The organism is Paenibacillus sp. J2R1T-4, from assembly GCF_059692235.1.
In genome coordinates this window covers 1-26,958 of record NZ_JCAUBA010000027.1, presented here as the reverse complement: position 1 = coordinate 26,958, position 26,958 = coordinate 1, and the positions used below count along the sequence as shown (strand labels likewise).

The 26,958-nt window shown below is 47.4% G+C and carries 22 protein-coding genes and 1 tRNA gene; 16 read left to right on the top strand and 7 right to left on the bottom strand.

All coding sequences use genetic code 11. From position 1 onward, the window contains the following. Positions 1–5: 5 nt before the first annotated feature. The 13 genes from AC58QD_RS29490 (at position 6) to AC58QD_RS29430 (ending at position 16,406) form a co-directional block, all read left to right on the top strand. Positions 6–875, top strand: a complete 870-nt coding sequence (locus AC58QD_RS29490; protein ID WP_497338622.1) for a carbohydrate ABC transporter permease — start codon at positions 6–8, stop codon at positions 873–875. Positions 876–950: 75 nt separating this feature from the next. After that, positions 951–2,471, top strand: coding sequence for an extracellular solute-binding protein (locus AC58QD_RS29485; RefSeq protein WP_497338621.1), 1,521 nt, complete (start codon positions 951–953; stop codon positions 2,469–2,471). Between the two features lie 111 nt (positions 2,472–2,582). After that, complete coding sequence (locus tag AC58QD_RS29480; protein WP_497338620.1) at positions 2,583–3,800, top strand: BNR-4 repeat-containing protein; 1,218 nt, start codon at positions 2,583–2,585, stop codon at positions 3,798–3,800. 251 nt (positions 3,801–4,051) lie between these two features. Beyond that, on the top strand, positions 4,052–6,274 hold the full coding sequence (locus AC58QD_RS29475; RefSeq protein ID WP_497338619.1) for a helix-turn-helix domain-containing protein: 2,223 nt from the start codon (positions 4,052–4,054) through the stop codon (positions 6,272–6,274). Positions 6,275–6,589: 315 nt separating this feature from the next. Continuing rightward, complete coding sequence (locus AC58QD_RS29470; RefSeq protein WP_497338618.1) at positions 6,590–7,498, top strand: ABC transporter permease; 909 nt, start codon at positions 6,590–6,592, stop codon at positions 7,496–7,498. A 13-nt stretch (positions 7,499–7,511) separates the two neighbouring features. Next, a complete protein-coding gene (locus AC58QD_RS29465) occupies positions 7,512–8,402 on the top strand; it encodes a carbohydrate ABC transporter permease (RefSeq protein WP_497338617.1) in 891 nt (296 codons plus the stop codon). A 62-nt stretch (positions 8,403–8,464) separates the two neighbouring features. Then, positions 8,465–10,069 (top strand): extracellular solute-binding protein, encoded by a 1,605-nt coding sequence (locus AC58QD_RS29460; RefSeq protein ID WP_497338616.1) that lies wholly within the window; start codon positions 8,465–8,467, stop codon positions 10,067–10,069. A 30-nt stretch (positions 10,070–10,099) separates the two neighbouring features. After that, positions 10,100–10,912 carry a hypothetical protein gene (locus AC58QD_RS29455; RefSeq protein ID WP_497338615.1) on the top strand — a complete coding sequence of 271 codons (813 nt, stop codon included), beginning with the start codon at positions 10,100–10,102 and terminating at the stop codon, positions 10,910–10,912. A gap of 177 nt (positions 10,913–11,089) precedes the next feature. Beyond that, complete coding sequence (locus AC58QD_RS29450) at positions 11,090–12,067, top strand: aldo/keto reductase (protein WP_497338648.1); 978 nt, start codon at positions 11,090–11,092, stop codon at positions 12,065–12,067. Between the two features lie 494 nt (positions 12,068–12,561). Continuing rightward, positions 12,562–14,229, top strand: coding sequence for a PhoX family protein (locus AC58QD_RS29445; RefSeq protein ID WP_497338614.1), 1,668 nt, complete (start codon positions 12,562–12,564; stop codon positions 14,227–14,229). A 20-nt stretch (positions 14,230–14,249) separates the two neighbouring features. Beyond that, positions 14,250–14,471 carry a twin-arginine translocase TatA/TatE family subunit gene (gene tatA / locus AC58QD_RS29440; RefSeq protein ID WP_497338613.1) on the top strand — a complete coding sequence of 74 codons (222 nt, stop codon included), beginning with the start codon at positions 14,250–14,252 and terminating at the stop codon, positions 14,469–14,471. Positions 14,472–14,474: 3 nt separating this feature from the next. Further along, positions 14,475–15,197: a twin-arginine translocase subunit TatC gene (tatC, locus tag AC58QD_RS29435; protein WP_497338612.1), complete on the top strand. Its 723-nt coding sequence runs from the start codon at positions 14,475–14,477 to the stop codon at positions 15,195–15,197. 162 nt (positions 15,198–15,359) lie between these two features. Then, entirely contained in the window at positions 15,360–16,406 is a 1,047-nt protein-coding gene (locus AC58QD_RS29430; RefSeq protein ID WP_497338611.1) for a ParB/RepB/Spo0J family partition protein, read from the top strand. Between the two features lie 89 nt (positions 16,407–16,495). Here AC58QD_RS29430 and AC58QD_RS29425 read toward each other — a convergent pair whose 3' ends face one another. Further along, positions 16,496–17,338 carry a M55 family metallopeptidase gene (locus AC58QD_RS29425; RefSeq protein ID WP_497338610.1) on the bottom strand — a complete coding sequence of 281 codons (843 nt, stop codon included), beginning with the start codon at positions 17,336–17,338 and terminating at the stop codon, positions 16,496–16,498. A gap of 142 nt (positions 17,339–17,480) precedes the next feature. Between AC58QD_RS29425 and AC58QD_RS29420 the strand changes: the two genes are divergently transcribed. Beyond that, a tRNA-Met gene (locus AC58QD_RS29420) sits at positions 17,481–17,554 on the top strand. Positions 17,555–17,655: 101 nt separating this feature from the next. Here AC58QD_RS29420 and AC58QD_RS29415 read toward each other — a convergent pair. The 4 genes from AC58QD_RS29415 to AC58QD_RS29400 form a co-directional block, all read right to left on the bottom strand. Then, a complete protein-coding gene (locus AC58QD_RS29415; protein WP_497338609.1) occupies positions 17,656–18,252 on the bottom strand; it encodes a Uma2 family endonuclease in 597 nt (198 codons plus the stop codon). 124 nt (positions 18,253–18,376) lie between these two features. Then, on the bottom strand, positions 18,377–18,871 hold the full coding sequence (locus tag AC58QD_RS29410; RefSeq protein ID WP_497338608.1) for an NUDIX hydrolase: 495 nt from the start codon (positions 18,869–18,871) through the stop codon (positions 18,377–18,379). 38 nt (positions 18,872–18,909) lie between these two features. Continuing rightward, positions 18,910–20,328 carry a serine hydrolase domain-containing protein gene (locus AC58QD_RS29405; protein WP_497338607.1) on the bottom strand — a complete coding sequence of 473 codons (1,419 nt, stop codon included), beginning with the start codon at positions 20,326–20,328 and terminating at the stop codon, positions 18,910–18,912. A 66-nt stretch (positions 20,329–20,394) separates the two neighbouring features. Then, positions 20,395–22,167 carry a hypothetical protein gene (locus AC58QD_RS29400; protein ID WP_497338606.1) on the bottom strand — a complete coding sequence of 591 codons (1,773 nt, stop codon included), beginning with the start codon at positions 22,165–22,167 and terminating at the stop codon, positions 20,395–20,397. 159 nt (positions 22,168–22,326) lie between these two features. On the opposite strand from AC58QD_RS29400, the gene AC58QD_RS29395 reads away from it, so the two are divergent. Both AC58QD_RS29395 and AC58QD_RS29390 read left to right on the top strand, forming a co-directional pair. Beyond that, positions 22,327–23,481, top strand: a complete 1,155-nt coding sequence (locus tag AC58QD_RS29395) for a glycosyltransferase family 4 protein (RefSeq protein ID WP_497338605.1) — start codon at positions 22,327–22,329, stop codon at positions 23,479–23,481. A 34-nt stretch (positions 23,482–23,515) separates the two neighbouring features. Beyond that, the gene (locus AC58QD_RS29390; RefSeq protein WP_497338604.1) at positions 23,516–24,871 is read left to right on the top strand and encodes a UDP-glucose dehydrogenase family protein; all 1,356 of its coding nucleotides are present in this window, start codon (positions 23,516–23,518) and stop codon (positions 24,869–24,871) included. A gap of 38 nt (positions 24,872–24,909) precedes the next feature. Here the strand turns inward: AC58QD_RS29390 and AC58QD_RS29385 are convergent, their stop codons facing one another. Both AC58QD_RS29385 and AC58QD_RS29380 read right to left on the bottom strand, forming a co-directional pair. After that, positions 24,910–26,151 (bottom strand): ATP-binding protein, encoded by a 1,242-nt coding sequence (locus AC58QD_RS29385; protein ID WP_497338603.1) that lies wholly within the window; start codon positions 26,149–26,151, stop codon positions 24,910–24,912. 143 nt (positions 26,152–26,294) lie between these two features. Next, a complete protein-coding gene (locus tag AC58QD_RS29380; RefSeq protein WP_497338602.1) occupies positions 26,295–26,438 on the bottom strand; it encodes a hypothetical protein in 144 nt (47 codons plus the stop codon). Positions 26,439–26,958 lie beyond the last annotated feature (520 nt).

The following is a 26,958-nucleotide window of genomic DNA, read 5'->3' as shown; positions in this document are numbered from 1 at the left end:
TGCCCATGAAACGCCGCTCCATATCGTTTTTTTCAGTCATAAGCACCATTATTCTGCTAGGCGTCGTGTTGGTAACATTGTATCCATTCATCCACATGGCCGCCGTGTCCTTGAGCAGCAATATTCACATTCTGAAGGGCGAGGTCAGCTTTTATCCCAAAGGCTTTCAGCTGGATATGTATAAGCTTGTGTTAAAAGACCCCCGAATAGGGACTGCTTATTGGAATACAATCGTCTATGTTGTAGTAGGGACCACGATTTCCCTGATCGTAACCTCTCTCGGCGCGTACGCTCTGGCTAAGAAAGACATGCTGTTTCACCGCGGGTTTACGCTTATTATCATTTTTACGATGTTTTTCAGCGGCGGTATGATCCCTACGTTCCTGGTTGTCAAACAATTAGGCGTCATTGATACGATTTGGGGCATGGTATTGCCGGGTGCAGTTAGTACATGGAATTTGCTCATTATGCGAACCTTCTTCTCCAATATTCCCGCTGAGCTTGAAGAATCAGGACGTATTGATGGTCTCAATGATATCGGGGTATTCTTCCGCATCGTTGTTCCGTTATCCCAGGCCGTGTTTGCGACAATAGGGTTGTTCTACGCTGTAGGATTATGGAACAATTTCTTCCTGCCGCTCTTATATTTGCGGGATCAGAGTCTCTTCCCTCTTCAGGTCATCTTGCGCAATATCGTGCTGGCCGGTCAGATGAATCAGGCAGGTACAGCAGCAGTCGGAGATGCCAATGTTGTTCTGGAAGAGTCGCTTAAGTTTGCAACCATTATGGTTTCCACGGTTCCCATCCTCTTGGTCTACCCGTTCCTGCAAAAATATTTTGTCAAAGGCGTTATGATCGGGGCGGTCAAGGGGTAGCGATATATAACCTTACAAACAACAACCTGCTAACGCTTGGGACAACAATGAAAACAAAAAAGGAGAGGTTATTGCATGAAGAAATGGACAGTAATGCTAGGTACTCTCGCAATTTGCACTTCGCTTTTGGTCGCTTGCTCAGGGAAAGAGACAACAACAACACCAGATTCAAGCGGATCGGACAAACCGGTCTCCACCGAGAAAACCAAGAATTTGTTCACCATGCTCTTGGAGCAGCACCCCAACTGGCCTTACAACAAAGACGCTGTGGTATGGAAATGGATCGAAGAGAAAACAGGTGCTACCTTCAATGTTCAGCTTCCATCCGGCGAACTGAAGGATACCATCAATCTGAATGTCGCTTCGGGCAACATGCCGGATATCACCTTCTTCGGAAGCCGTGCTGATGCCGATAAATTCGGTCAGCAAGGCGTTCTGGCCAACATTCTTCAATATAAGGATGTTATGCCGAACTTAACCGCATGGTTGAAAAAGTATCCAGAAATCGCCAAAGCTTCTCTTGCCGCTGACGGAAAAATGTACATGCTGCCTAACGAAGGCTTCGGTGAGACGAATCGGGTTATCTGGATGTACCGTGACGATATCTTCAAGAAACACGGCTTACAGCCGCCTGCTAATTATGAGGAGCTCATTACAGTGGGCAAAAAGCTTAAAGAGCTATATCCGGGCAGTTATCCGTTCTCCTTCAGAAGCGGTGCGAATCTGGCTATTCTTAACTTTGCTTCCGCTCAATTTGGCACGACAAACTCCATATTCCAAGATACCAAAACAGGTAAAGCCCGTTATGGTCCTATCGAGAATGAATACAAGAAAATGATAGAGTTCTTCAATCGGATGCACAAAGAAGGCCTGATGCCACCGGATTGGCTGACCTTCAATGTTCAACAATGGCAAAATGCAGTTTCAAATGACCAGACCTTTATGATCCTGGATTATATCGGCCGTCTTGACTTATTCAACATCCCAATGAAGAAGACGAATGCTAACTTCAATCTGGCATTCATGCCACCTCCTGAAGGCTTGCCTGGCTTTAAAGTGAATCCTTATATTCATTTTATTGAATCCGGTATGACGATCTCCTCCAAGTCCAAAAAAATCAAGGAAGCCTTGCAAGCTTACGATTGGTTCTATAGCGAAGATGCCAAGACTGTCCTAAGTTGGGGTAAAGGCGACGAAATCTACACAACGGAGAACGGCAAGAAGAAGCTGCGACCAGAATATCTCGACGTAACCGATCTGCGTAAAAAAACAGGACTTGCAACAAACGGCGCTTATACATGGTTCGATTATGATGCCCACCTTGTTCCAGCTACTCAAGAACAACGTAACGCCTATGACCTGGCTCGCAAGCATGATAGCTTCTACCCTGTGAAGCCGCAATATATCGAAAGCGAATTGTCCAATGTGTCGTTGCTGCAGACCGCTGTAGAGAAACACCGCAATGAACAGATCACACGTTTTATTCTCGGGGAACGCCCATTGGATCAGTGGGATCAATACGTTGCAGAAGCAAAGAAAATCGGTGTGGATGAGCTGATGAAAATTACGCAGACCGCTTATGATCGCCTCAAATAATTGATTCGTATTGTAAAGGAAGGAATTAGGCGCCATACTGGGAACTAGCATGTCCCGGTATGGCGTTCTGCTTGTCTGCAGCGAACAACCGACTTAAGGAGGAACCACGGAATGGTTATTCAAATGAATCAGGAATTAACGAAGGATGGGGCTTGGTGTTTCTTCGCCGATCCGCGAGCTCTCTACTATCAAGGTCAGCACAAAAGAACTTATGTAGGCTGGCTGAGTGGTGTTGGCGATGTGTGGATTGGCTGCTACGATCATACGCTGGATGTAATCGAATCTACCCTGATCCGCCCTTCTTTGCAGCAGGATGATCACGCCAACCCTACGCTGTATATCGATGCAGGGGGGCATGTTACGATTTTTTATTCCGCCCATAACGGAACGACCATGCATTACCGTCGGATGGAGCAACCAGAGGATATCACTTCCTTCGGAGAGGAGCAGCAGCTGCCGACGAATACAGACGGCCATCACGGTTATACGTATCCCAATCCGATCTACTTGTCGGATGAAGAGCAGCTGTACTTGTTCTGGCGCGGCGGCAATTTCAAGCCGAACTTCAGTACTACGCCTGATCTGGAGAGCAATCAGTGGTCCTCTGTACGCACTCTGATCATGGATAGCGGCCAACGCCCTTATATACGCTATACGTCGAATGGCAAAGATACGATTCATTTCTCATGCACGGACGGACATCCGAATATTGAGCCGAACAATAGCATCTATTATGCCCGCTACCAGAACGGCAGCTTATATCGGGCAGATGGATCGTTAATCAAACCATTCACCGAGCTCCCCCTTCAAATATCCGAGATCGATGTCGTGTTCGATGGTAAGGCTGCCAACCGCAACACTTGGATCTGGGATATTGCAACCGATGGTCAAGGCCATCCTGTCATTGTGTATGTCATGTTCGAGTCCACCGAGGATCATCGTTACTACTATAGCCGTTGGAACGGAGAGCAATGGGTGACGAATGAGATTGTTGCAGGCGGCCACTGGTTTCCTCTAACAGTAGATGGGGCTGTTGAGAAGGAGCCTTATTATTCCGGCGGCATCATTCTTGATCATAGCAATCCATCCATTGTGTATTTATCCCGTGAAATAAACGGGGTGTTCGAGATTGAGCGTTGGCATACGTTGGATTTAGGCATGACCTGGTCCTCCGCTGCTGTGACCTCGAGCTCTTCTTGTCATCAGGTGAGGCCCTATTTGACACGCGGCAGCGATGATGGACAAGCTGTACTCTTCTGGATGAGTGGAGAATATGTACACTTTACGGATTACCGCACTTCGTTGCGGGCTGCGGTTCCTCTAGGTTAATCTGATGCAATTTAACTGTAAAGGTATGCAAAACCAAAGCCTCTGGATCACTCCGGAGGCTTTTTGCGTCTTTTTCTTTTGAGCCTACCCGCTTTACAGCAGGTGGCGCGGCCTGCTTCGCGCCTGTTTTTAGCATGCATAACCCTTCCGATCCATTATTTCTTGTATTTATGTTGCAAGACGTAAATATTTGATACAATGTATTCAATTATAGGGTTCGGATGCTCAATCTACCGTAGGAGGGACGAGGAATGCGAATGACACGGTCATGGTTTTACCGTTTGTTATTGTCCTATTTGCCTGTCTTCCTATTCATTGTTACGATGCTGCTGCTCGTTTCCTTTTTTATCCTGAGTGATCTTTCCAGGAAATCAGCGGTCAAAGCGAACGATGTTTTTATTCAACGGGTGCTGCAAACGATTGATAACTCCCTCCAAGACATCGAGAATATAATGCTTCGCGAAATATTTTCTGAAAGTGAAATCCATACCTTCATTAATCCGCTCACCAGCAACAGCGCCTCAGCTTATGATGTCGGGGTCAAGCTGATGCGGATTCGGGATGACAACCCTGCAATAGATTCGCTTTATGTCGTTCGCATGAGTGACGGCATCGTTGTTACGGAGAGCACCATTACGCGGCTGTCACAATTCCATGATACGCCTCTTTTGGACTTGCTGAAGAAAACGAACTCCCCTTATTATTGGAGCGGGATCAGGGAATACACAGGATTCCAGAACAGGAAGACGAATGTGATCTCGCTCGCCAAAGAAATCCACCTGTCTTCCGGCGGCTTCCTCATCATTAATGTAAGCGCTAGCTATATGAAACAGCTGCTCCAGGAAATGTCTGACCCGGGTATTAACGATGTGATGCTGCTGGACCAGTTTCACAACCAGATCGCATCAGTAGGGTCCCTGGCTGCAGAGCCGCGTGAGCAGGATGGGCTGTCACAATTGGTATCCGGGTATACCGGTTATGAGATTCGCAGCGGGTTCAGATTTATTGCATTGCTCGACAAGGTTTCTACATTCACTTACATTTGTATCCTGATCGGATTTTTATCTATTTGCACTGGAATCGCTTGGATTGTGTTCGTCAGCAGATGGAATTATAAACCGATGGAAAGAATTATGGAGCGGATTCACACTTTGAAGAGCAGGAAGAACGATATCCCTGCCGTACGCCAAGATGAGTTCAAGATGATCGAGGCCGCTATCGATAAAATGGCGGAGGAGTCTAGCTTTTACGAGAAGCAGGTGGAGGAGAACAAAGTGTATCGGCGGCAAGTCCAGCTGCAGGATTTGTTGGAAGGACGGCATCCGACAGCGGGACACATGTGGTTGTCCGAGCGGAGTAAATCGGAGAACGAAATCGGCGCTAACCATCAGCACGTGGTTGCCGTTGTCGAAATCGATCGGTACCCTATTTTCAGCAGGAGCTTCCCTGCTCCAGATCAAAATCTTTTGAAATATAATTTAGAAAAAACGATAAGTGAAGTTACTAGCAGCCATTCCGTTGCATTATGGACCGAATGGGTTGCGGGTAACCGTCTGGCTATCATTGTAGAGCTGCCTCAGACCGACCACTCCGACAGTCTTCCCCACCGTATTTGTGCAGAAGTCCGGGTATGGGTGCAGGACAATTTGCCGTTTACGGTTACCTTTGGTCTGGGGAATATCGTGGACGGGCTGCAATTCGTGTCAAGCTCCTACAAAACAGCTTTGTTGTGCCTTGACTATAAACCGTCACTCGGAAACAACCAAGTCATCACTGCAAGTGATACGGAAATCAAGCCTCAGGCGGATATGTTCAGTCATGTCCAGCTCGTCCGGCCATTTGCGAGCGCCTACAAACGCGGTGAGGAGCAGTGGAAGAACGACTGCACCCATTTTTTCTCAGAACTCCGAAAAGGTGCTTTCACCCGCGACGATCTTATCAGCATGATGAATTACATGGTTTATTATTTCCATAGAGAGATGATGGAGCATACGGTTGAGTTTCGCACACTTTGGGAGACCGAAGCGATGCCGGGACTTACATCCATGCTTGACGAAGATGAGACGCTTATGGAGATCGAGCAGCGATTTACCCGTATCTTAACAGACCTTTACCATCATATTGGTCTAATCCGCGAGCGAAAGAACAATCATATTGTTTTGAAGCAGGTCAGGGATTATATTGAGGAGCATTACGGGGACACCAGCATGTCCTTAACTTACTTAAGCGATCAGTTCGGGATAAATGGCAAATATTTGAGCCGATTATACAAAGAGGAATTCGGGGAGAATTTCGGGGAGCATCTTATGCAAATCAGAATGGAGCATGCCAAAAAAATGCTGCTCGAGTCTGCGTCTTCGATCCAGGACATTGCAGAGAAGGTTGGATACACAACTTCAATCGCCTTCATACGCGTGTTCAAAAAAGTAGTCGGGACAACTCCAGGAGATTATCGGAAACAAGGGATTAGTTAAAGGCTACTTATAGTGTCACGGCCAAAAGTAGAATTCGATTTATTGGTATCCATCGGTTTATTCCTGACGGTCTTCTCCTGGTATGCACGGATGCGCTACTCCGATTGCTGCATGCACAGAGAAGGACGTTTTTGGGCGCTTCAGTTTATTACTGGCCTGCAAGAATGACGCCGCTTCCTACTCGAGGAGCTAATTGATTTATGTGTAGGAATGATGTTTATTGACGCTCCTTTCCCCTCCAGAGTAGAGTAAAGGCAGTTGCGCAACCAGCCTTATTAAATATCCAAGAAAGCGAGGTGGAACTGTCAGGAGCATATGAAATCAACTCTGTTCAGAAGCGTGATGCGGCACCGATGGTTATATGTAATGATGCTCCCCAGCCTGATTTATTATGTGGTATATAAGTACATTCCCATGGCGGGTCTCTCGATTGCCTTTCAGGACTATAACATTATGGATGGTTTTTGGAACAGCCCTTGGGTCGGTCTGAAGCATTTTCGTGAAGTTTTTACCAATATGGAGTTTATTAATTTACTACGCAATACGTTATTGATCAGCTGTTATAAAATTGGTTTTGGAGCACTGCCCGATCTACTGTTGGCGATTCTACTCAATGAGGTTCGTGTGCGCTGGTTCAAGAAGATCGTGCAGACCGCGGTATACTTCCCTTATTTCCTATCCTGGGTTATCGTGTACGGGATGATGCTGATGTTTCTTTCTCCTGGTACGGGATTGGTCAACTTTATTCTTAAGGACTGGGGATTCGAACCGATTAACTTCCTCACTTCCAATGATTGGTTTCGCAGTCTGCTTGTGTCCTCAGAAATTTGGAAGGATGTCGGTGTGGGCTCGATCATTTATTTGGCGGCCATTGCTGGAATTGATCCGCAATTGTATGAGGCTTCCGTCATGGACGGCGCCGGGAGATGGCGACAAGTATGGCACATTACACTGCCGGGTATTCGGAATGTGTTCGTCCTTTTGCTTATCTTAAAAATGGGCGGTGTGCTCGACGCTGGATTTATGCAGATTTATGTGATGTACAATTCACTCGTTTATGAAACCGCTGACATTATAGATACATGGGTGTTTCGACGAGGATTGGAACAAATGCAATATGGGTACGCCGCGGCTGTTGGCATGTTCAAGTCCGTCGTCGGGCTGATTATGATCATCGTCGCGAATCAAATCGCCAAACGGTTCGGCGATCAAGGAATCTGGTAAGGGGGATAGACGGATGTCAGCACTTGTTCATCAAACAACCAAAGACAAGATAGAGAACGTATTGATAGGTACTTTGCTCGGGCTGGTCGGTTTTTCCGCACTGTTCCCCCTTATCTACGTTGTTATTATTTCCATTACTCCGCTCTCCGAATTGGCACGAAATGGCGGGTTCAGCGTCTTTCCGCAGGATGTTACATTCAAGGCTTATGAAGCTGTATTCAAAAGTCCGTTAATTCCGAAAGCGTTGCGAATTACTATTATTATTACGCTTGTAGGTACAATCTCCAATTTACTGTTTACGGCTCTGCTCGCTTATCCTTTATCGAAGAAAAGCTTGCCGTTCCGCAGCAGTATTCTGCTCTTCCTTCTATTCACGCTTGTATTCAACGGGGGGCTCATTCCGACTTATCTTGTCGTTCATGCCACAGGTCTAGTGAATACGCTCGGGGCGTTATTCATCCCGACGTTAATCTCCACGTTTTACTTGCTGATTATGAAAACGTTTTTTGAGAATTTGCCGGAAGAGCTCATGGAAGCGGCACGAATGGATGGTTACGGCGAATTCCGCCTGCTGTTCCGTGTTGTGTTACCGCTCTCAGCCCCGATTATCGCTACACTCGGATTATTCTATGGGGTCGCGCATTGGAATGAATTTTTTGCAGGCATTATCTACATCAATAATCCCGATCTGTTACCTCTACAGGTTGTACTGCGCAACATGCTGTCCGGGGCGACAATGAACAGTGAACTGCAGACATTGAACCCGCAGCTAGTTGCTCAGCTCCCTGGGGAGAGCTTCAAGATGGCGCTTGTGGTCGTCTCCACGCTGCCCATTATTCTGATCTATCCTTTTTTGCAAAAATACATGTCGCAAGGAATGCTGCTCGGGGCGATCAAGGGATGACCGTTCTGATAAGACAAACATCGAAGACTGGCTGAATATATCAATGATAAGGGGTGCAGTCGATGAAACCGTATAAATGGAACGTGGTATTACTATTCGTTGTTTGCTTAATCTTGGCAGGGTGCTCGAGTAAGGAGGAGAACGGCCAGACGGAGAAGACGAGTGATCCTGCCGCCACTTCTCAGCCTCAGCCTTCGAACAATGAGAAACGCGAGACGATCGAAATTTACAGCTATACACCTAACGCTAGTGCAGCCTTGCCGTCAGGAAATGATGATTTCGTAAGAATGGCCATTGAAAAGAAGCTCAATATCGAACTTAAGTTGAACTACAACATGTTGAATGGTGAAGACCGTTACAACAAGCTGAACGTACGACTCGCCTCGAACGATTCACCCGATCTCATATTGTCTGGCGGGCTCAAAGCGTTGGAGTATAAAAACAATAATATGCTTGTTGATTTGAATACTTATGTAAGCCCAGAGAAGCTTCCTGGTTATTTCAAATGGTTTACACAAGATGTTGTTTTCAAGCGGTTTTCCATGGATAAGACGAAGCCGGAAATTCAACGTATTCCCATTCCTACTCTGGTAAAATCTCCTGTGTCATGGTATGTTCGTCAAGACTGGCTGGATAAGCTCGGCTTAAAAGTTCCTACCAATCTGGCGGAGTTCGAGAAGGTAGCGCAAGCATTTACTAATGATGATCCGGACGGCAATGGCAAGAAGGATACGTATGGCTTCTCTGTTTCCGCAGGAGGGAATGGAATTACAATCGACTGGCCCCAATTCGTGGCCAACGGCCTTGAGGGTGCCTTGTATGTAAAGGACAACAAGCTCATTCACTACCAAATGGATTACCGCGCTGAGGCCGCGCTCCGTGATATTAACCGGATGGTGAAGAACGGTTCTGTGGACCCTGACTGGTTTCTTCAAAAAGGAACTGCGCATATTGATAAGGCAATTCAGGGCAGAGTCGGCATGATTCGCGATTACACGGGCAAATTCGGCTTAACGAGCATTCCTTCCTCCCCTGCATCTCAGAGCAAAGGAATCAACCCGAATGCCAAATGGACTGCTTTTAACGCTGTTGACAAGGTTCCGGGCTGGCAGGAAAATCTGCCTTCCATGTCGGCTGTTGTAACCAAAATTGCCGCCAAGAACCCTAAGAAGGTTGAAAAGGCATTACAAGTAATAGATTATTTACTTAGCGAAGAAGGCTATATCCTTACCCACTACGGGAAAGAGGGCGTGCACTATACTCGCAGCGGCAATAAGATTACACTCATCCCTGACGCGATCAAGAGGGACATTGAGGATAAGAACAACTGGCTCGGAATCTATCAAGTGTTCAGTCCGGAGCAGCCGCAAACACTCGGCCTTGAGGTCATTGATCCGCGCATGACGGAAGAGGAACGAGCTATGCTGAAAAAGGTTGACAGTTATCCAATCTCTGCACCGATCGGCACTAACGTCTCGCCTCCTGAAGGTGTTGATCTTGTAGCTCAGCAGAAGCTTGAGAATGAAACGATGGCCAAAATCGCTCTCGGCGAGCTGCCTTCGACGGAATGGAAGAAAGTGCTCGACAAGATCCTGAATGAGTTGGGCGGTCAAAAGCTGCTTGACGCCTATACCGAACAGGTCCGGGCAGCGGGAGCCATCAAATAGTAGCACAATGTACGAGGAGGTTAGTTAACAATGGAACCCGTAATAGTACCCACAAACTACTATCAACATTTTGATGCTGACCTCACACTGGATGTTCCAGGCGAAGGATACGGCGGTTGGCAGAAAACCGATTTGCCGCTCAGTCTGGAGCATACCGCCGTTGTGGTGATGCATGCTTGGGACATCGGTACTCCCGAACAGTACCCTGGTTGGCGCCGGGCCGTTGAATACACGCCTAGATCGTATGCCATTAGCAGACATATTTTTCCGCAGTTGCTAGGTGCCGTCCGCGGGTCCGGACTCAAGCTATTTCACGTTGTTGGGGGCCGCGACTACTATTCTCACTATCCTGGTTACGGTATAGCTGCTCAGCTCGCAGGTGAAGAACCCCCTTCACCCGAGAGGATCGCGGGAGATCCGGTGCATGCACAATTACGTGACTTTAGATCCGCCAAAGTGTTCCCGGGGGCTCACAATCAAGCAGATATCGCTAAGGGCTCCCCTCATGTTCGCTTTCTGAAGGAATCCGAGCCGCAAGGCGACGAGGGTATAGCTGCCACTTCGAGCCAGCTCTTTGCCTTATGCAAAGAGCATGGAATTAACCATTTGATCTATACCGGGTTCGCGATCAACTGGTGTCTGCTGTTATCCCCCGGCGGCATGGCGGATATGACCAAACACGGGATCATCTGCTCCGCGATCCGTCAGGCCGTGACAGCCGTGGAGAACAAAGAAACGGCACGGCAAGAGCTTAATAAAGAGCTGGCATTATGGAGGGTGGCTCTTGCGTTTGGGTTCGTGTACGATGTAGATGACTTCGTGCAAGCAGTTAGCACAGTGTGACATTCGATCTCGTCCTCTTGAGGGCGAGATCTTTGTTTAAAGTAACCAGAAAAGCAATTTGGAAATTGTCCTTACAGTTCTAACTCTAGTATAATGAAAGCATTCGTCAGCTGCTAGTTTTCTGGAATCAAGGGATACAAACAACCCTATCAATCAAGAGAAACGGGAGGATGAATGATGCAGTATACCAGCTTGGGTAAATCAGGATTGAAGGTAAGCCGTTTATGTCTGGGCACGATGAATTTCGGACCGGAGACAGAAGAACGAGAAGCATTCCGCATTATGGATGCCGCCCTGAATGCAGGGATCAACTTCTTCGACACTGCCAATGTGTATGGAGGTACAGGCAAGCAAGGTTGGACCGAGGAGATCATCGGGCGCTGGTTCGCACAAGGCGGCAATCGCCGGGAGAAAGTTGTGCTTGCCACCAAAGTGTACGGTACAATGGGTGACCCGAACGATGGACCGAATGAACCCCGCGGACTGTCCTCCTACAAAATACGCCGACATCTGGAAGCCTCCCTCCGCAGGCTTCAGACTGATCATATCGAGCTCTATCAAATGCACCATATCGATCGAAATGTATCTTGGGATGAGCTGTGGGGCGTATTCGAGGCTGCTGTGAACAAGGGTTCAATTGGCTACGTCGGCTCTAGCAACTTTGCAGGCTGGCACATTGCAGTTGCGCAAGCGGAAGCCAAAGCCCGCCATTTCCTTGGTCTCGTATCGGAGCAGCATTTATATAATCTCACGCAAAGGTTGCCTGAACTGGAAGTATTGCCGGCCGCTCAAAGCCTTGGCCTAGGTGTAATCCCATGGAGCCCGTTGGCGGGAGGTCTGTTAGGCCGCAATGCCTTATCCGGTTCGGGCGCAAGGAGCACCCGCTCCGTAGAGCGGATCGAGAAGTTCCGCAGGCAATTGGAGCAATTCTCCGCACTCTGCGGCGAGCTCGGCGAGAAGGAAGATGTCGTTGCACTGGCGTGGGTATTAGCTAACCCGGCTGTTACTGCTCCGATCATTGGACCGCGTACGCTTGAGCAGTTGGAAGATTCTCTGCGGGTACCAGAAGTAACACTCAGCGAAGATACTTTGAAGCGATTGGATGAAATTTTCCCTGGACCTGGCAAGCCAGCACCTGAAGCTTATGCCTGGTAGTCTAGCTCCAGATTGCTCTATTAGAACACACCAAATATGAGATGGTTGGTTGAAGGTAGGATAATTGTCCCTGTTCGAGGGAGGGTCAACGGATAAGCAATCTTACTATTGGTTATTTGAGCACATTCATATCTCTCTTGGCAAATAGCCTATTCTACTATCCTTTATTTGGGTGTAATTGATAGGATTCCCCCTAAAACAAACTAAATAAGCCATAGTATCATTTGTTATTTTCGTTCAAACCACCTATTCCCGTAAAATAACCTACGTTACAACTGGCTATCTGATCGGAACGGACTCTCCCCTCTCCAAACAAGTTCAGAGACAACCCAACATTAATAACCTGGCCATTTGTGGTCAGGTTTTTTGTTTTGTACACTTAGACACTGGCGTTAACAATATCTTAAGCTGCATTTCACACTCCTATTACACTTGACCGCTACAATAACTACATATCCCGCCCAAGTATCGGGAAAATGAGGAAGGGTGAAACCATGGAAACGATTAATCGCCGCAAGTTTCTATCTTTTTTGGGTCAAGGAACGGCTGCTCTTGCTGTTGCTTCTGCAGGTTTAGGTTCATTGACGGAAGGGAAAGCGGGTGCTGCCAGCGCTGACCATCTTTTTGGCTATAAAACGAATAAAGTTTCAGGTTACTTCGATCCGATCAACCCTTCCAAGGAAGACCATCTGCTGCTGCCGAAAGGGTACAAATACGATGTTGTCGCTGCATTCGGCGACGTGATCAATAAGAAAGGCGACACCTTCGGATTTAACAATGATTTCACGGTCTATTTTCCCATTGAGGGCTCCAACAATCGCGGTTTGCTATGGGTTAACCATGAGTATTCCAGCGAAATATTCGTTCACGGCAAGAAGAATGGCAAGCTGACCCAGGCACAAATCGAAAAAGCTCTCTATGTACAGGGTGGATCCATCATTGAGGTATATCGTGATGAGAACGGCGTATGGAATATGGATACAAGCTCCAAATATGCGCGCCGCGTCACCGGTCTCACTCCTTTCGAGTTAGAAGGTGTAGCCGCCGGGACAAGCTCCGTCAATCATGCAACGACTGTGCAAGGCACATTCGCCAACTGTTCAGGCGGGATGACGCTGTGGAATACACTGTTGTCCTGTGAGGAAAACTTCGAAGAAACTAGCGCAGAAGCTGGCCTCGACGCCACCCATTACGGTTGGGTTATAGAAGTGGACCCGTTCGACGAAAACTTCCATCTTCGCAAGCATACAAGTCTCGGCCGTTTCAATCATGAGAATACCGCTATGGGCTTGGCCAAAGACGGCAGAGCGGTTGTATACATGGGAGACGACAAGAAGGATGCCTGCATTTACAAATACATCAGCAAGGGAATATTCGATCCGATCAAAGGTAAAGCGAACACTCAACTTCTAAGAGAAGGCACCCTTTATGCAGCTGATTTGAAAAAAGGCAAGTGGATCGCTTTGACGATTGAAGCGGTGCAGAAGCTGCTTAACGACGCCAATTATAAAGTACCTGCCCTGCTCGGCAAGAAAAAAGAAGATCTGCAAGCCAAGTTCAAAACCCAAGCAGACGTTGCCGTTTATACTCACGAGGCTGCTATTATTCTGGGGGCAACTCCGACGGATCGCCCTGAGGATATCGAGATTTGTCCATTCGATAACACATTCTTCGTTGCCCACACGAATAACGATAACCACGGCAACATTCATGGACATATTACTCGCTTCTTCGAGAAGGATTCCGATCTTGGCGCTATGGAATTCGATTTTGAGATCTTCGCAGCGGGCGGCCGTCAAAGCGGCTTCAGCGCACCGGATAATCTGACCTTCGACAGCAACGGGAATCTGTGGACCGTAACAGACATCTCCTCCAGCAGCATGAATAAAGGAGTTCATACTTCCTTCGGAAATAATGGCATGTTCATCATTCCAATATCTGGTTCCGCCAAAGGGGACGCTCTTCAGTTCGCTTCCGCCCCTACGGATGCCGAATTGACCGGACCTTGGTTCACACCGGATGAGAGCACCCTCTTCCTTGCCGTTCAGCATCCTGGAGAAAATACTACTGATCTCAGCAAGCCAACCAGTATGTGGCCGCATCGTCCGGGAGACAGCATGCCTCGCCCTGCTGTAGTTGCTATCACTGGTTTTAAATTCTAATCAGGAAGGAATGAAGCGTCATGCCTTTTGGCAATATAGGAATTCCCGGTCTGATCTTGCTTCTGATCATAGCTCTAATTATATTTGGGCCTTCCAAGCTTCCAGAACTGGGCAAAGCGTTCGGACGCACCCTGAGCGAATTCAAAAGCGCGACCAGAGGTTTGATGAGTGGAGAGGATGAAGGGAAAGCCGAGGAAAAAGCGGCACTCAAGCAGTCCTCCACTTCCATCGACCCCAAATAGCCTATGAAAGAAAAGGACATGCATTTGTTAGGTCATTTGGAAGAGCTGCGCAAGCGAATCATTATTGTGCTGATTTCCTTCCTCATCGCTGTGATCGGAGCTTTCTTATATGCTCCCAAGCTGTACAAGCTTCTAGCCAAGGACGCGGGCGGTCAATTGACCGTCCTCGGACCAACAGATCTGCTGTGGGTTTACTTCGTGATATCAGGCGTGTTCGCCCTAGGAGTTACGATACCCATCATAGGCTTACAGCTCTGGCAGTTCATCAGACCCGCGCTAAGCAAGGAAGAGCGCAAAGCCACACTCGCTTATATTCCTGCCTTGGCAATCCTGTTCGCAGTCGGCATCAGCTTCGGTTATTTCGTGTTATTTCCGATGGTGTTCGACTTTATGAAAGAAATGGCGCAGGGGCAAGTGCTAGCGATGTATACAGCCGAACGATATTTCCGCTTCATGCTCAACCTGACCCTTCCGTTCGGGCTGCTGTTCGAGATGCCGGTCGTCATCCTGTTCCTTACCAGGCTAGGTATCATAGACCCTTGGCGGTTAGCCAAAGCACGCAAGCTCGCTTACTTCGGTCTGGCTGTGCTATCGATCACCATTACCCCGCCTGATCTGATCTCCGATATACTGGTGATTGTCCCCCTCCTGATTTTATATGAAGTTAGCATTACACTATCTAAGATTGCTTATAAGAAGAAAGCAAGCATGTCCGCGGAACGCTAGTTTCGCGGTTTTTTTGTGCGTTGTTGCTACTAATCAAGTGCCGTCTACTGGAAATGTCTTCTGCAAAGGATGCGCTAATCTACGGCGTGGTATATAATACGGGTGTCCCCATCTGCTGCTCTGCCTTACGGTGCGACCTAATCGAACGATAGGAGAAATCAAATGGACATTATCCAGATTGCTACACATTTAATTGACGAAGATAAGGATCAACCCAGATATCAGTTTGATGAAGATTCTTTGCAAGAATTAATGACCAGCATCGGGGAGCTCGGCTTGCTATCTCCGATCAAGGTAAGATCAACCCATGACGGCCGTTACAAAATCATATATGGCAACCGACGATACAAGGCTTGCAGCACGTTAGGGCTACCGACCATTCCCTGCATCGTTTCCACCCTTACCGACGAGACCGAAATTTATTTGGAGCAAATTGCCGAAAATTTGACCCGAGAGGGCTTTTCTCCCATAGAAGAAGCCGAAGCGTTCAATAAACTGCTCAATGATCCCAAGTTCAAAAGCTCTATTAAATTTGTTTCTAGCAAACTCGGCAAGCCAGAAGCCTATATCAAGAACAAAGTGGATTTGTTGAAGTTCGGTAAGGCTGTACGAAAATTGATCATCAGCGGTACGGAAATTAAGAAAGATAGGCTGACGGAAGAGCAGTTGATGCCTCTCAAGGATTTGGCAATCGAGCATCGCGATACCTTGGCCTTGATTGTGGCAAGAGATGAGATGTTCGTGAGTGATGTGAAGAAGATCGCCAGCTTGTTTAAAGATAAGGATATTTCAGATAACACCAAGGGGAAGTTATTGTATAAATCAGGACCTGAGCTTCTTGAGACCTGGTCCGTGTTCAGGCAGAATCGTGCAGAGAGGGAAAAAGCGGCAAAGGCGAAAGAAGTTGCGAAGGAAGTTACAAAAACAGCAAAGAGTGAGAAACCCGTAGAACAGCTGAGAGAAGCTCCACAATCAGTGGCAATTTTGACCGTTACACCACTGGAGGACAGGCTGCAGCGATTAATTGCTAATTTGCCGCCTTTCACCCCCTTGGCACCCGAGGTAATAAACTCCTATGGAGCGATCAAGTCAGGCGACAAAGAAAACTTCGTGCAGGATCTGGACGTGGTTATCGGGATTCTAGAGAAGCATATCGCGGAGTGGCAAAAAGTTAAAGCGTTATCTAATCAAGAAGGAGGGAGTGATTAACTCCCTCCTCTTGATCCAAAACTACCATTCTCGTTAAAAGAAAATTCTCTTGGTTAACGAGACAGTCCTTTCATCTCAACGTGAACCAGCTACTCCTTCAGCCTCATCTTCCCGTTCAACAGTCCGATTACGCTGTCCGGATGCTCGGACACCATCGTGCGCGCCCCATTCGTTCCACCGCTGCGGTAGCGGACTTCCCGCGAGAACGGCGGTTCAAACTTCAACAGAGGGAACTGTTCCCGGTTGTTCGCGAACCTGGACAATGCCCGCTCCGCTCCCTGGCGAATCCGTTCCCGAGCAATCTCAGGTGCGATATGGATCGCTCCGTTGTTGCGATCTTTATATTCGTCTACGGTGCATTCGTCCCCGCTTCCAGGCAATATCCCACGTTTGACGCTTACCGTCTCGATTCCCGGGATCAGCTCTGCCGCTTCCTTCGTGAAAGCTTCATCGCCTGCCCCGAAGATCGACCGCACTCCAAGAGATGCACCGCACAAAGCCATCTGCCCGAATTCTCCGACGGATACTCCGTTTATATTGTAATCGATGACGTCGAACCAGCCGGTATGGGCCATTTGTGCGCATTCGGTGCCAGCCTTCGCATGCTGTCCTACCCAGGCCATGGCGTCGAACGTTCCATCCAGCATGAACGGATAAGGTCCGGGAAGCGGCCCACGCACAAATTGAGCCCGCTTGTCGAGCATCAAATGATTAATGCCTCCGTAACCATGCCCGTCCGCAACGAGAAACTCCGTTGCCCCCGCAGCAGCAAACCCTTCAATCGCTGCATTCACTTCCAGAGTGAGCAACTCCTTGCCTTCCGCATAATACCGGCCCTGAGGTGTAACCCATTCATCGTGACTAATCACGCCGCATACGCCTTCCATATCGGACATAATAAAGATCTTCACCGTATCTCCTCGTTTCTGCATCGAGTTTTTCTCTTCCATTCTCCCCCAATGGATTCCCCATGTAAATAGCTTATAGAGAATATTATCGCTTCTGCTTGTGTTCTCATCCAATATGAGCTATACTAAGGACCTCCGGATGAAACTGGTGAAACTTAACGAATGTCGCGGGGTGGAGCAGCCCGGTAGCTCGTCGGGCTCATAACCCGAAGGCCGCAGGTTCAAATCCTGCCCCCGCAATAATTAGCTAACACAAGTCCTCGACGCATCCCGTCGAGGATTTTTTGTATGCCAAATACTACCTATGATTGCAAGTCCATAGAATCAGGGAACCTGGCTTATCATTCTTTCCTTTCCGCAATCGACATTTCACTAAATATATCGCTGATGACAAAAGAAACACAAGGCAGCTTATCTGAAGTTACCTTCTCATTGCCTTCAAATAGATTGAAGAGCTCGTAAAGCTCACCATGAAGCCGATACTGCTCCAGTATCCTCGCATCGGAATCTACAATCCAATACTCAGGAACCCCATGTTTGGCGTAAATCCACATTTTGTCTATTTTGTCCCGCTTACGGGAGCCCGGTGAAATAATTTCCACTACCAGGTCAGGCGGACCTTCAATTCCTCTCAAAGTTACAATATGCTGTCGACTGCGGTGAATCATCATAATATCCGGTTGCACGACATTCCTCTCACTCAATATCACATCAAGCGGCGCATGATAAATGATATAATCCGATCTGCAGCTCTGTTTTAACAGGAATTCAAGTTCTCCGCTTACGGATTGGTGAGTCGTTGACGGTCCAGGGGACATCATCTCAAGCTCCCCCTCGAAAATCTCATAACGGTGTCCGTCATCCGGCATAGCCGCATATATATCGTAAGTGATCTGCTGCTCCTTGATCTGTTCCCCATCTTTTTTGTTCCTTCTCATTATGCGATTCGCCTCCTCATCCAAACAAATAGCACCTCACCAAAGCAACACGTTTGGTGTTTGGCTTTGTGAGGTGCTTCCCCTAGTGCTATTGTCTTTATTATGATCCATTACTATTACTCTGTCAAACCGATCCCTGACCTTCCAGCCATCGTTCTAATACTTCTCGATGCCGATGAAAGGCAAACTGCTCAAAGGGAATATCTAGCGGCGAGAACCAAGCCAGTTCTAACGATTCCTCCGACTTTTGGAGGGAACCGCCCGTGATACGGACCTCATAGAAGACAATGCAAACTTTTTTCCCGCCGATCACATCCAATAATTTCGTTACGGCAACAACGAGACCCGTTTCTTCCAATACCTCTCTGGTTACGCATTCCTCAATCGATTCTGCTTGTTCGGCCATCCCACCTGGCAATGCCCACAATCCATAACCAGTTTGAATTGCTCTGCGTTCTAACAAAACACGTCCCTGATCCGCAATAATTGCTACTGCTCCAACTGACTGATTCGCATAATAAGTGTAATGCCCCGTGGGACAGTGAGGATAGCTTTTTCCAACTTGGTACTCCCCTACCAACTTTTCTGCACACAACGGACAATATTTGAATGAACCCACAGAATCCTACCTCTCTCAAGATGACGATACTTAGAATCTTATTCTGCTTTTTTTCCAAGCAACACCGCAGAACCTCTCAAAAAATCTATCCTTATACTCACACGGTCCTCATCAAAAGTGCATGTTAACACATCAATAAAAGGCGACTCCACAAATCTCCAATTCATGATAAAAGTGTTCTCACTTTCCCACTTGCCGCTTGCAAGAATAGGGATTATTGTGCCGTGATCCGGCATAACTCCCTCGAGCCAATTTCCCATTCCGCAAAGTATCTTCATCTCACCTTGCTTACCCCCGACTGTAATCTCACACGCATCTTCTCGGAAATGGATTCTGGTATACCGCAGATTCCGTTCGTTGTCCTCCAGCTCATAGCGTTGTCCACTTACTTGCTGGGCAAGAGGAGATATATAGGCTGAGGAAAGCGGCGGGTACGACAGTGAAGCTATTGCATTCGTGTATTTTTGATACTCTCTTTCATTTGTTGGCCATTCACCCTCAGCCATAGCAGGCAATAAATGCTCCCACACCATGTCCAGTATTTTCTGCATATTGGTCGTTCCTGAGGTTATGGCAAGCACCGCATTTTGCTCCGGCATGACGATACAATATTGCCCGAATGCGCCGGCCGCACGATAGGCACCATTTCGACACCGCCAGAACTGGTAGCCGTACCCTTGATGCCCATCAATTCCGCCCTCATTTCCGTTAGAAACCTGATAGGACGTAGCTGCCTCAACCCAAGCCGCTGGTATGATCTGTTGGCCATCCCATACTCCATTCTGTAAGTATAACTGTCCGAATCGGGCAATATCCTCCGTCTTCAAGTCCAATCCCCACCCCCCGCAGCTTATCCCTCGTGGACAAGCTTGCCACGAAGTGCCAGTGATACCGAGTGGTTCAAATAACCGTGACTGTAAATACCCGTGAACAGATTGTCCAGTCAGCCTGTCGAGAATGGCGGACAGCATATAACTGGCCCCGCTGTTATATACAAAATGAGTTCCAGGCTCGTACTCGACTGGCACGTCCAGCATAGCTTGAACCCAATCACCATCTTGGCGTTGGAATACAGTATCCATTGTATCCTTCGCATGCCCTGCTGTCATCGTGAGCAAATGCTTGACTCGCATCTCTTGGAGGTAAGCATGCTCGATGACTTCCTTATCAGGGAAAAAGGATACCACTCTATCTTCAATAGTTAGTAATCCCTCATTTATCGCCAGCCCTACCGCTGTTGAGGTGAAGCTTTTACTGATGGAGAATGCCATATGTTTACGCTCTTGACTGTAAGGCGACCACCAAGCTTCAGCTGCAACCTTGCCATGACGCAGCAACATGAAGCTATGCAATCCGAGTTGATTCGCTTCCACGGCTTCGATAAAAGCAGTTAGACCAGCAGAAGATACACCAACCGTTTCAGGGACACACCTTGCTAGTAATGTAGATAGAGACATTTGATAATTTCTCCTTTGACGGATCCGTATTTGTTGTTTTCTTACAGGTATTGAAATTAGCTTCACTTATCTCAGGGCATCGAAGAAATACAAGTAGTCCCCCCATTTACTGACCATGCTAACCTCCTTAGGGATCAGCTCGAACACAGCGGTACTGCCGCTATTCTTATCCACGATATACCAGTCTTGGTCATGCTTATGGCTTAATAATCGGCCCTTCCCTATATCTAACATGGTCCCCGGCAAGCCTGCATCCTGGATTCTCTGTTCCACTTCCTTTTTGGCCCCAGTAGACAGATTGAGCATATAGGCAGTGTGCCGTGGAGGATTCTCCTTGTCCAGATAGGATTCCATATACATCTCACCATTCTCGATCATGCGAAGACTATATAAGAAACAAGGCCCTTCATAACAGGAAAAAGTACCGACATTCGGAATCCGCATGGGCTCTTTTCCAAGATTAGAAAGAACATAGAAATCATAAGTGAACTGCCCATCTTCATCGTGAGTGCCCCAGCCTACCACCAATTGCCCAGTCTTAGGATCCATATCCAATGATACGACTCTCGAATGTGTTGCTTGATCGGGAGGCGTCCATAATACCTTCTGTTCACCGCTGTTCATGGAGTATTGCATGATGATATTGTTGCGTAAATAGTAAAAGGAATTGCCGTCCGGCGACCACTTCGTGAGATGAATCTCATCAATGCCAAATGATTTCAGAATATGGCCCTTCATGTCAATGAGGGAGTATGCATAGATCGAGTGCATCTCATTGGAAGCTACTTCAACGGCCAATCCATAGCTCCCAGAGGGGGAAACATCAATTCCATCATAATGCATGGAGGAAGAGAACAAGCTTGTTTTGCTTAATTCAGTCAGATTGATCTGGTACAAGGATTGAGGGCGAGATGGCTGGATACGTATTGCTCTCTCGCTCGACAGCCTATATCCTTCTTTATTTCGGACTCCGTTCAGATAAATGGGGATAAAAGGGGAATTGGCTTCCTCCCTGAGATCCAGTTGAAGCTTTAGCACCTTGTCATTGTCCCAGCTCCACTCATAGCTGAGATTCTTGCTGCCTTTCAATGAGCCGAGCAGCTTTTCCTGCACACTATCCCGATTCATATCGTGAGTGAATTGAAACCGGTACGTGTAACGCTTGCCCAACTCCACATAATGATTGATGTAAAGCCCCTCCTTCAGCATGGACATATATTTCTCTAGATGCGGATCATCTGCTGAAGTAACCGTGTATCCAATCGGTTGCGAATATCGTAAGATCAGCTGTTTCTCTTGCTTACCGTCCACGGAGAGGAAGCGGATAAGCAAATCCTCTTGAGGCACGTCCTTTAATATCAGAGTGAGGGGAACGGATGTAGAGTCGCCCGGTTTTAATGGAGTGGTTGAGAACGGAATCTCGGATTTAGTGGTAGATGAACTAATCTTCACCCTGTTCGGAAGCTGAGCCAGATCCTCTGCGGTCCAAGGATGAAGTGTCCTGGGGAATATCATAACGGTTGGATCCGGAACGGAAAAGAAAGGTGTTTCATGAGCTGAATAATCCTGCATCGATCTTTCGAATATTCGGATGGTCCGAATATCGTTCTGTATGATTTCATCGACAACGTTCTTAACAGGTATCGGGGAGGGTCTCGATGTTATTGCAGGAGCAGCAGTAGGAATTGGAAGCAGTGTTTCAGTTGCAGTAGCAGTACTCTCTGGGGTGACGATCACAAGCTCCTCATCGATTCGTGACGTTGAGTATAAGAAACCAAGCGTGATAACTATTAGGATTGCAGCTGCTAATAGAATCATTCTATTCCGATAGCTCATCATACATATGACCCCCAAATCATGGAACATATTAGATTATATCCTTTTTGTGGGAATAAGTTGCGGTGTCCTGCACACGGCTTCACAAACACTTCACTTCCCGTTAATCCTGTCATAACGATACTCTCATAAGATGGAGCTAACCAGAAAAGGAGGGATTGCATGCGCATCGCTCTATTCACGGACACTTTTTACCCGCAGGTGAACGGTGTGGCACTTACGCTAAAGCGTTTGACACGCCATTTGGATCTGCGGGGAGTACCCCATGAGGTGTTTGCCCCTGATTGTGAGGGAGAGCACTTGTTTACCGGCAATATTCACCGTTACGCCAGTCTTCCATTCTTCATGTATCCAGAATGCCGACTAGCACTTCCGAATCTATTTGCTGTCCGCAGCAGGCTTCATTCTTTTCGACCGGATCTTCTTCATCTCGCCACCCCATTCAACTTAGGACTCGCTGGCTTACACTATGGCAAGAAACTGGGCGTTCCTCATGTTGCCTCCTATCACACCCATTTCGACAAATATCTGGAGTACTATCGACTTTCGTTTGCAAGTCCTTGGATATGGCGTTATATCCGCTGGTTTCATGACACTTGTCTGACTACCTTCGTTCCTTCAGAGGAGACACGCACGCGGCTTAATCAGAATGGCATCCGACACGTTGAACTATGGAAGCGTGGTGTCGATTGCACTTTATTCCATCCGAACAAACGAAACACCAATATTCGAGAGCACTACGGGATAAAAGAACCTTTACTGTTCCTTTATGTGGGGCGACTCGCACCCGAGAAAGATCTGGATCTGCTGCCTGTGGCAATCTCCATGCTTCCTGACGATGTCCAACAAAGAATACATTGGCTCATAGTGGGGGAAGGTCCGATGAGAGCAGAACTCCAGCAGCATATGCCAGAGAATACAACATTCACCGGCAACAAGTCCGGCGATGCATTGGCTGAGCTTTACGCTTCTTCTGATCTGCTCGTTTTTCCCTCAGGTACAGAAACATTCGGCAACGTCGTTCTAGAGGCACTCGCATCCGGTATCCCCTCGCTTTGCGTAAATTCCGGCGGGGTTCAAGAGATTGTGACCGACAAAAAGACAGGTAGGCTATGTACACCTCGCAGCGCAGAATCACTTGCATCAACAATTCAAGAAATCGTCGAGGAACCTGGGCGTCTGCTAGCATGGGGACGCAACGGACGTTACTATGCTCTGACACAGTCGTGGGAAGCCGTCTTCGACCGTCTGTTAGAGGGTTACGAGCAGTCTCTGAGCAAAGGTAGAGAACCAATCGAAAAGACAATGGCATTATAAGTTGTGATTATGCTTAATGAAGGAGGAACGATTGATGAAGGTATCCGTAATCGGAACGGGTTATGTCGGTCTGGTAACAGGGATCGGTCTCGCCAAGCTGGGCCATCAAGTCATATGCTGCGACAAGGATAGAGGGAAGATTGAGGCGTTGACCGCAGGACGCCCAACCATATGGGAGCCTGGAGTTGATGACACGCTGGAGTACGTTCGCAGAGAGAACAGAATCCGGTTTACCACCAACGTTGCCTTTGCCGTACAAGAATCCGAGGTTTTGATCATCGCCGTGGGTACCCCTTCTCTGCCTAACGGGGATGTCGACCTTTCGCATCTCTGGGATGCAGCAATAAGCGTATCCGAGCACATCACTTCCAGTAAGCTTCTTGTGATCAAGAGTACGGTTCCCGTTGGAACGACGGACTCTGTTGCTCATTTGATTCAGGTAATGCATACGAAAGGACAGCAGCAAATCGATGTTGTTCATAATCCCGAGTTTCTGAGACAGGGCAGTGCCCTGCATGACTTTTTCCATCCGGATCGAATCATCGTTGGCTGTCGTTCGGAAGAAAGTAAAAAGCGGATGAGTGAACTATACTCCGGCTTAGCAGCCCCCATCCAAAATTGTTCGCCTCAAAGTGCGGAGTTGATCAAATACGCGGCGAACGCTTTTCTAGCGATGAAAATTTCTTACATCAACATGTTCGCAGAGCTCTGCGAGCAGCTTGATGCCACCGTGGATGATATCGCACGCGGCATAGGAATGGACCCGCGAATCGGCACCGCCTTCCTGCAGGCAGGGATCGGATACGGCGGTTCATGCTTCCCGAAGGACATTCGTGCATTGCGGAGTCTCGGTGAAGGGCTCAATTGGAATACGCAGCTTCTTGAAGCAACAGAGCGTATTAACAGAGGTCAGTCTGAGCGTCTGGTACAAAGAATAGCAGACGCCCTTGGGGGACTGGCAGGCAGACGTATAACGCTGCTCGGCCTCGCTTTTAAACCGAATACGGACGATATTCGCGAGGCTCCCTCCATTCGCATTGCCGCACTATGCTGTGCGGCAGGGGCCGAGGTTCATGCTTACGATCCTGTCGTCAGCAGCTTTCCAGACCCCCGTATCAAGCTATATCCCGACGCCTGCTCCTCTCTCTATGAAAGCGACGCCGCAGTACTGCTTACCGAATGGCCGGAGTTTCGTGACCTCGACTGGGCTGCATGTAGTGTCATCATGCGAAACCCTATCCTTGCGGACGGTCGGAATTTATATAGTCAAGATGAAGCTCGGCAACTCGCAGCGCAGTACGGAATGCAAATCCTATCGGTCGGCAGGCCTGTCGAAGGGCAATTAATCAAGATAAACAACTCAGCTCACTCGCGTATCGAATCCGCTTGAACACCAAAGCTGCAGGCGCCCCGCGCCTGCTGTTTCATTTATGATGCACTGGGAATCGTAACCGTGAATGTTGTTCCCTTCGCTCTTTCGCTTGTCACCTTGATCTCTCCATGCAGAGCTTCAATGATTCGATAAGTTACCATTAGCCCGAGTCCTGTCCCCTTTGCTTTCGTGGAATAAAAGGGGTTGCCAAGTAGAGACATTTGTTCACTGGTCATGCCTACACCGGTATCTGAGACTTCGATCACAACATTCTTATTTTTATCCATATAGGCTGTCACCTTGATCGCACCGCTTTCCTCCATCGCTTCAACGGCATTTTTGAATAAATTCACCATCACTTGAGATATTTTTTTATGTTCTCCATCTATAAATAAAGACTCTTCCAATTTGTAGGTAAGGATATGGCCGTGGGAAATAACATAGGATTCCATTATATTAATAATATTTAATAATTGTACTTTCACATCAATTCTTTCGATTTTTCCGGCCTCAGGCTTGGCATAAGTGAGATAATCGGATATAATCGTTTCCGCTCGATCTATTTCGTCCAGAACGATGTTTGAATATCTTATATCGGTATCATCCCGTGAACGAGTTACGAGCAATTGGATAAACCCTTTGGCAACCGTAAGCGGATTCCGTATTTCGTGCGCGATGGTTGCTGCAAGCTCTCCTAGAACATGTAATTTCTCCGATCGTTGTATTTCATCCCGCATTCTAATGTTTTCTCTCGTAGTCTCAATAATATACAAACATACCCACATACATACGGATACAAGAACGCAATAATAAACAAAAAACGATGCATGTTGTTCACCGTCTACATCGTTCATCATTAATGTGCTTATAGACACGCTCAATGACGAAGTCAAAGCTAGCGCTGTTCCAAACATGATGTATAATTTGTTAGGAAGACTTCTTGTTATTTTGAGAAACAGCATCGTTATTACAAACATTGGCATATAGGCAACCACTGTCACCTCAAAACCATCTCCGCCTAGCATATACCTAAATAAGAGGAGCACTATGGATACAAGGAAACCAGATGTAAATCCGCCGTATAGAATAGAGATCAGGAAAGGAACAATTCTTAGATCGTAGATGTAACCTGGGAATACCGTGAAGGGGAATGTCATGCAGAATACTACGGCACTACTGCAGAAGCCTCCAATGATGAGTTTGAAACTTTTCTTCTTATAAAGACCGAGTGAAAAAAAAACAAGAACGGCCATCAGAATAAAAAGAAAGTTTAGTAATAGGTTATCAACTCCAAACAATCGCATACCCCCCGGATTACGCATTCGGTATTAATGTATCTTAAATATTGGTAGATGTCACGATAGAAATCGCAAAAAAGTGCAGGTTCCATGGAATAATAGAAAACGAGAGCACCGGATCCTATCCAGCCCTCTCGCTGCTCTCAAATCTGACTCTCGATTTCCCTGCAATATTCTTTGATCTTGGATAATTCGTTGCGGATCGCCTCGTCGGTTGTCATATTCTGCAGCTTGCCGCAGCTTTCCATTATTTTCTCTGCATGTCGTTTTACTTGATCGCTAGCCACCCCGCTCACCTCCCTCCTTGTGCCACACCTTTTAGTATGTCATCTGGATTGGAAGTATATGTATGAGTGTAAATTGGCTAAAACAATACCAGAAAAAGCGCTAAAGAAGATCACTCTAGCGGCCCTTCACGGTTGAGTTCAGTTGTGCCTATGGCAGGACAGGAAGGTGGGCTCCGATTGCTGTTGTGTTTGGGTTCCCTTGATTATATTTTTAGAGGTAGGAACCCAAACACAAAGGCAAACACTTCGTTTCTCCGCTCCACCTTCCTGTCCTTTCTGTTCGACTTTAGAAGAGAAGCTTCTTCGATCAGATTATTGCAGGGTAGATGTATACGAATTCGACATCTAACCCGGAAAACAGGCCGTTTACTGCTCTATATGTCGAAGATTTATACATCTAAACCCTCAAATGCACCTAGAATAAAAAGTGGACACCCATAACTCGGTAAACAGATAATGAATATACCAAAACCGAGAGGTGTTAACGATGGGCGACAAGAGACAAAGGTATAATGAGACC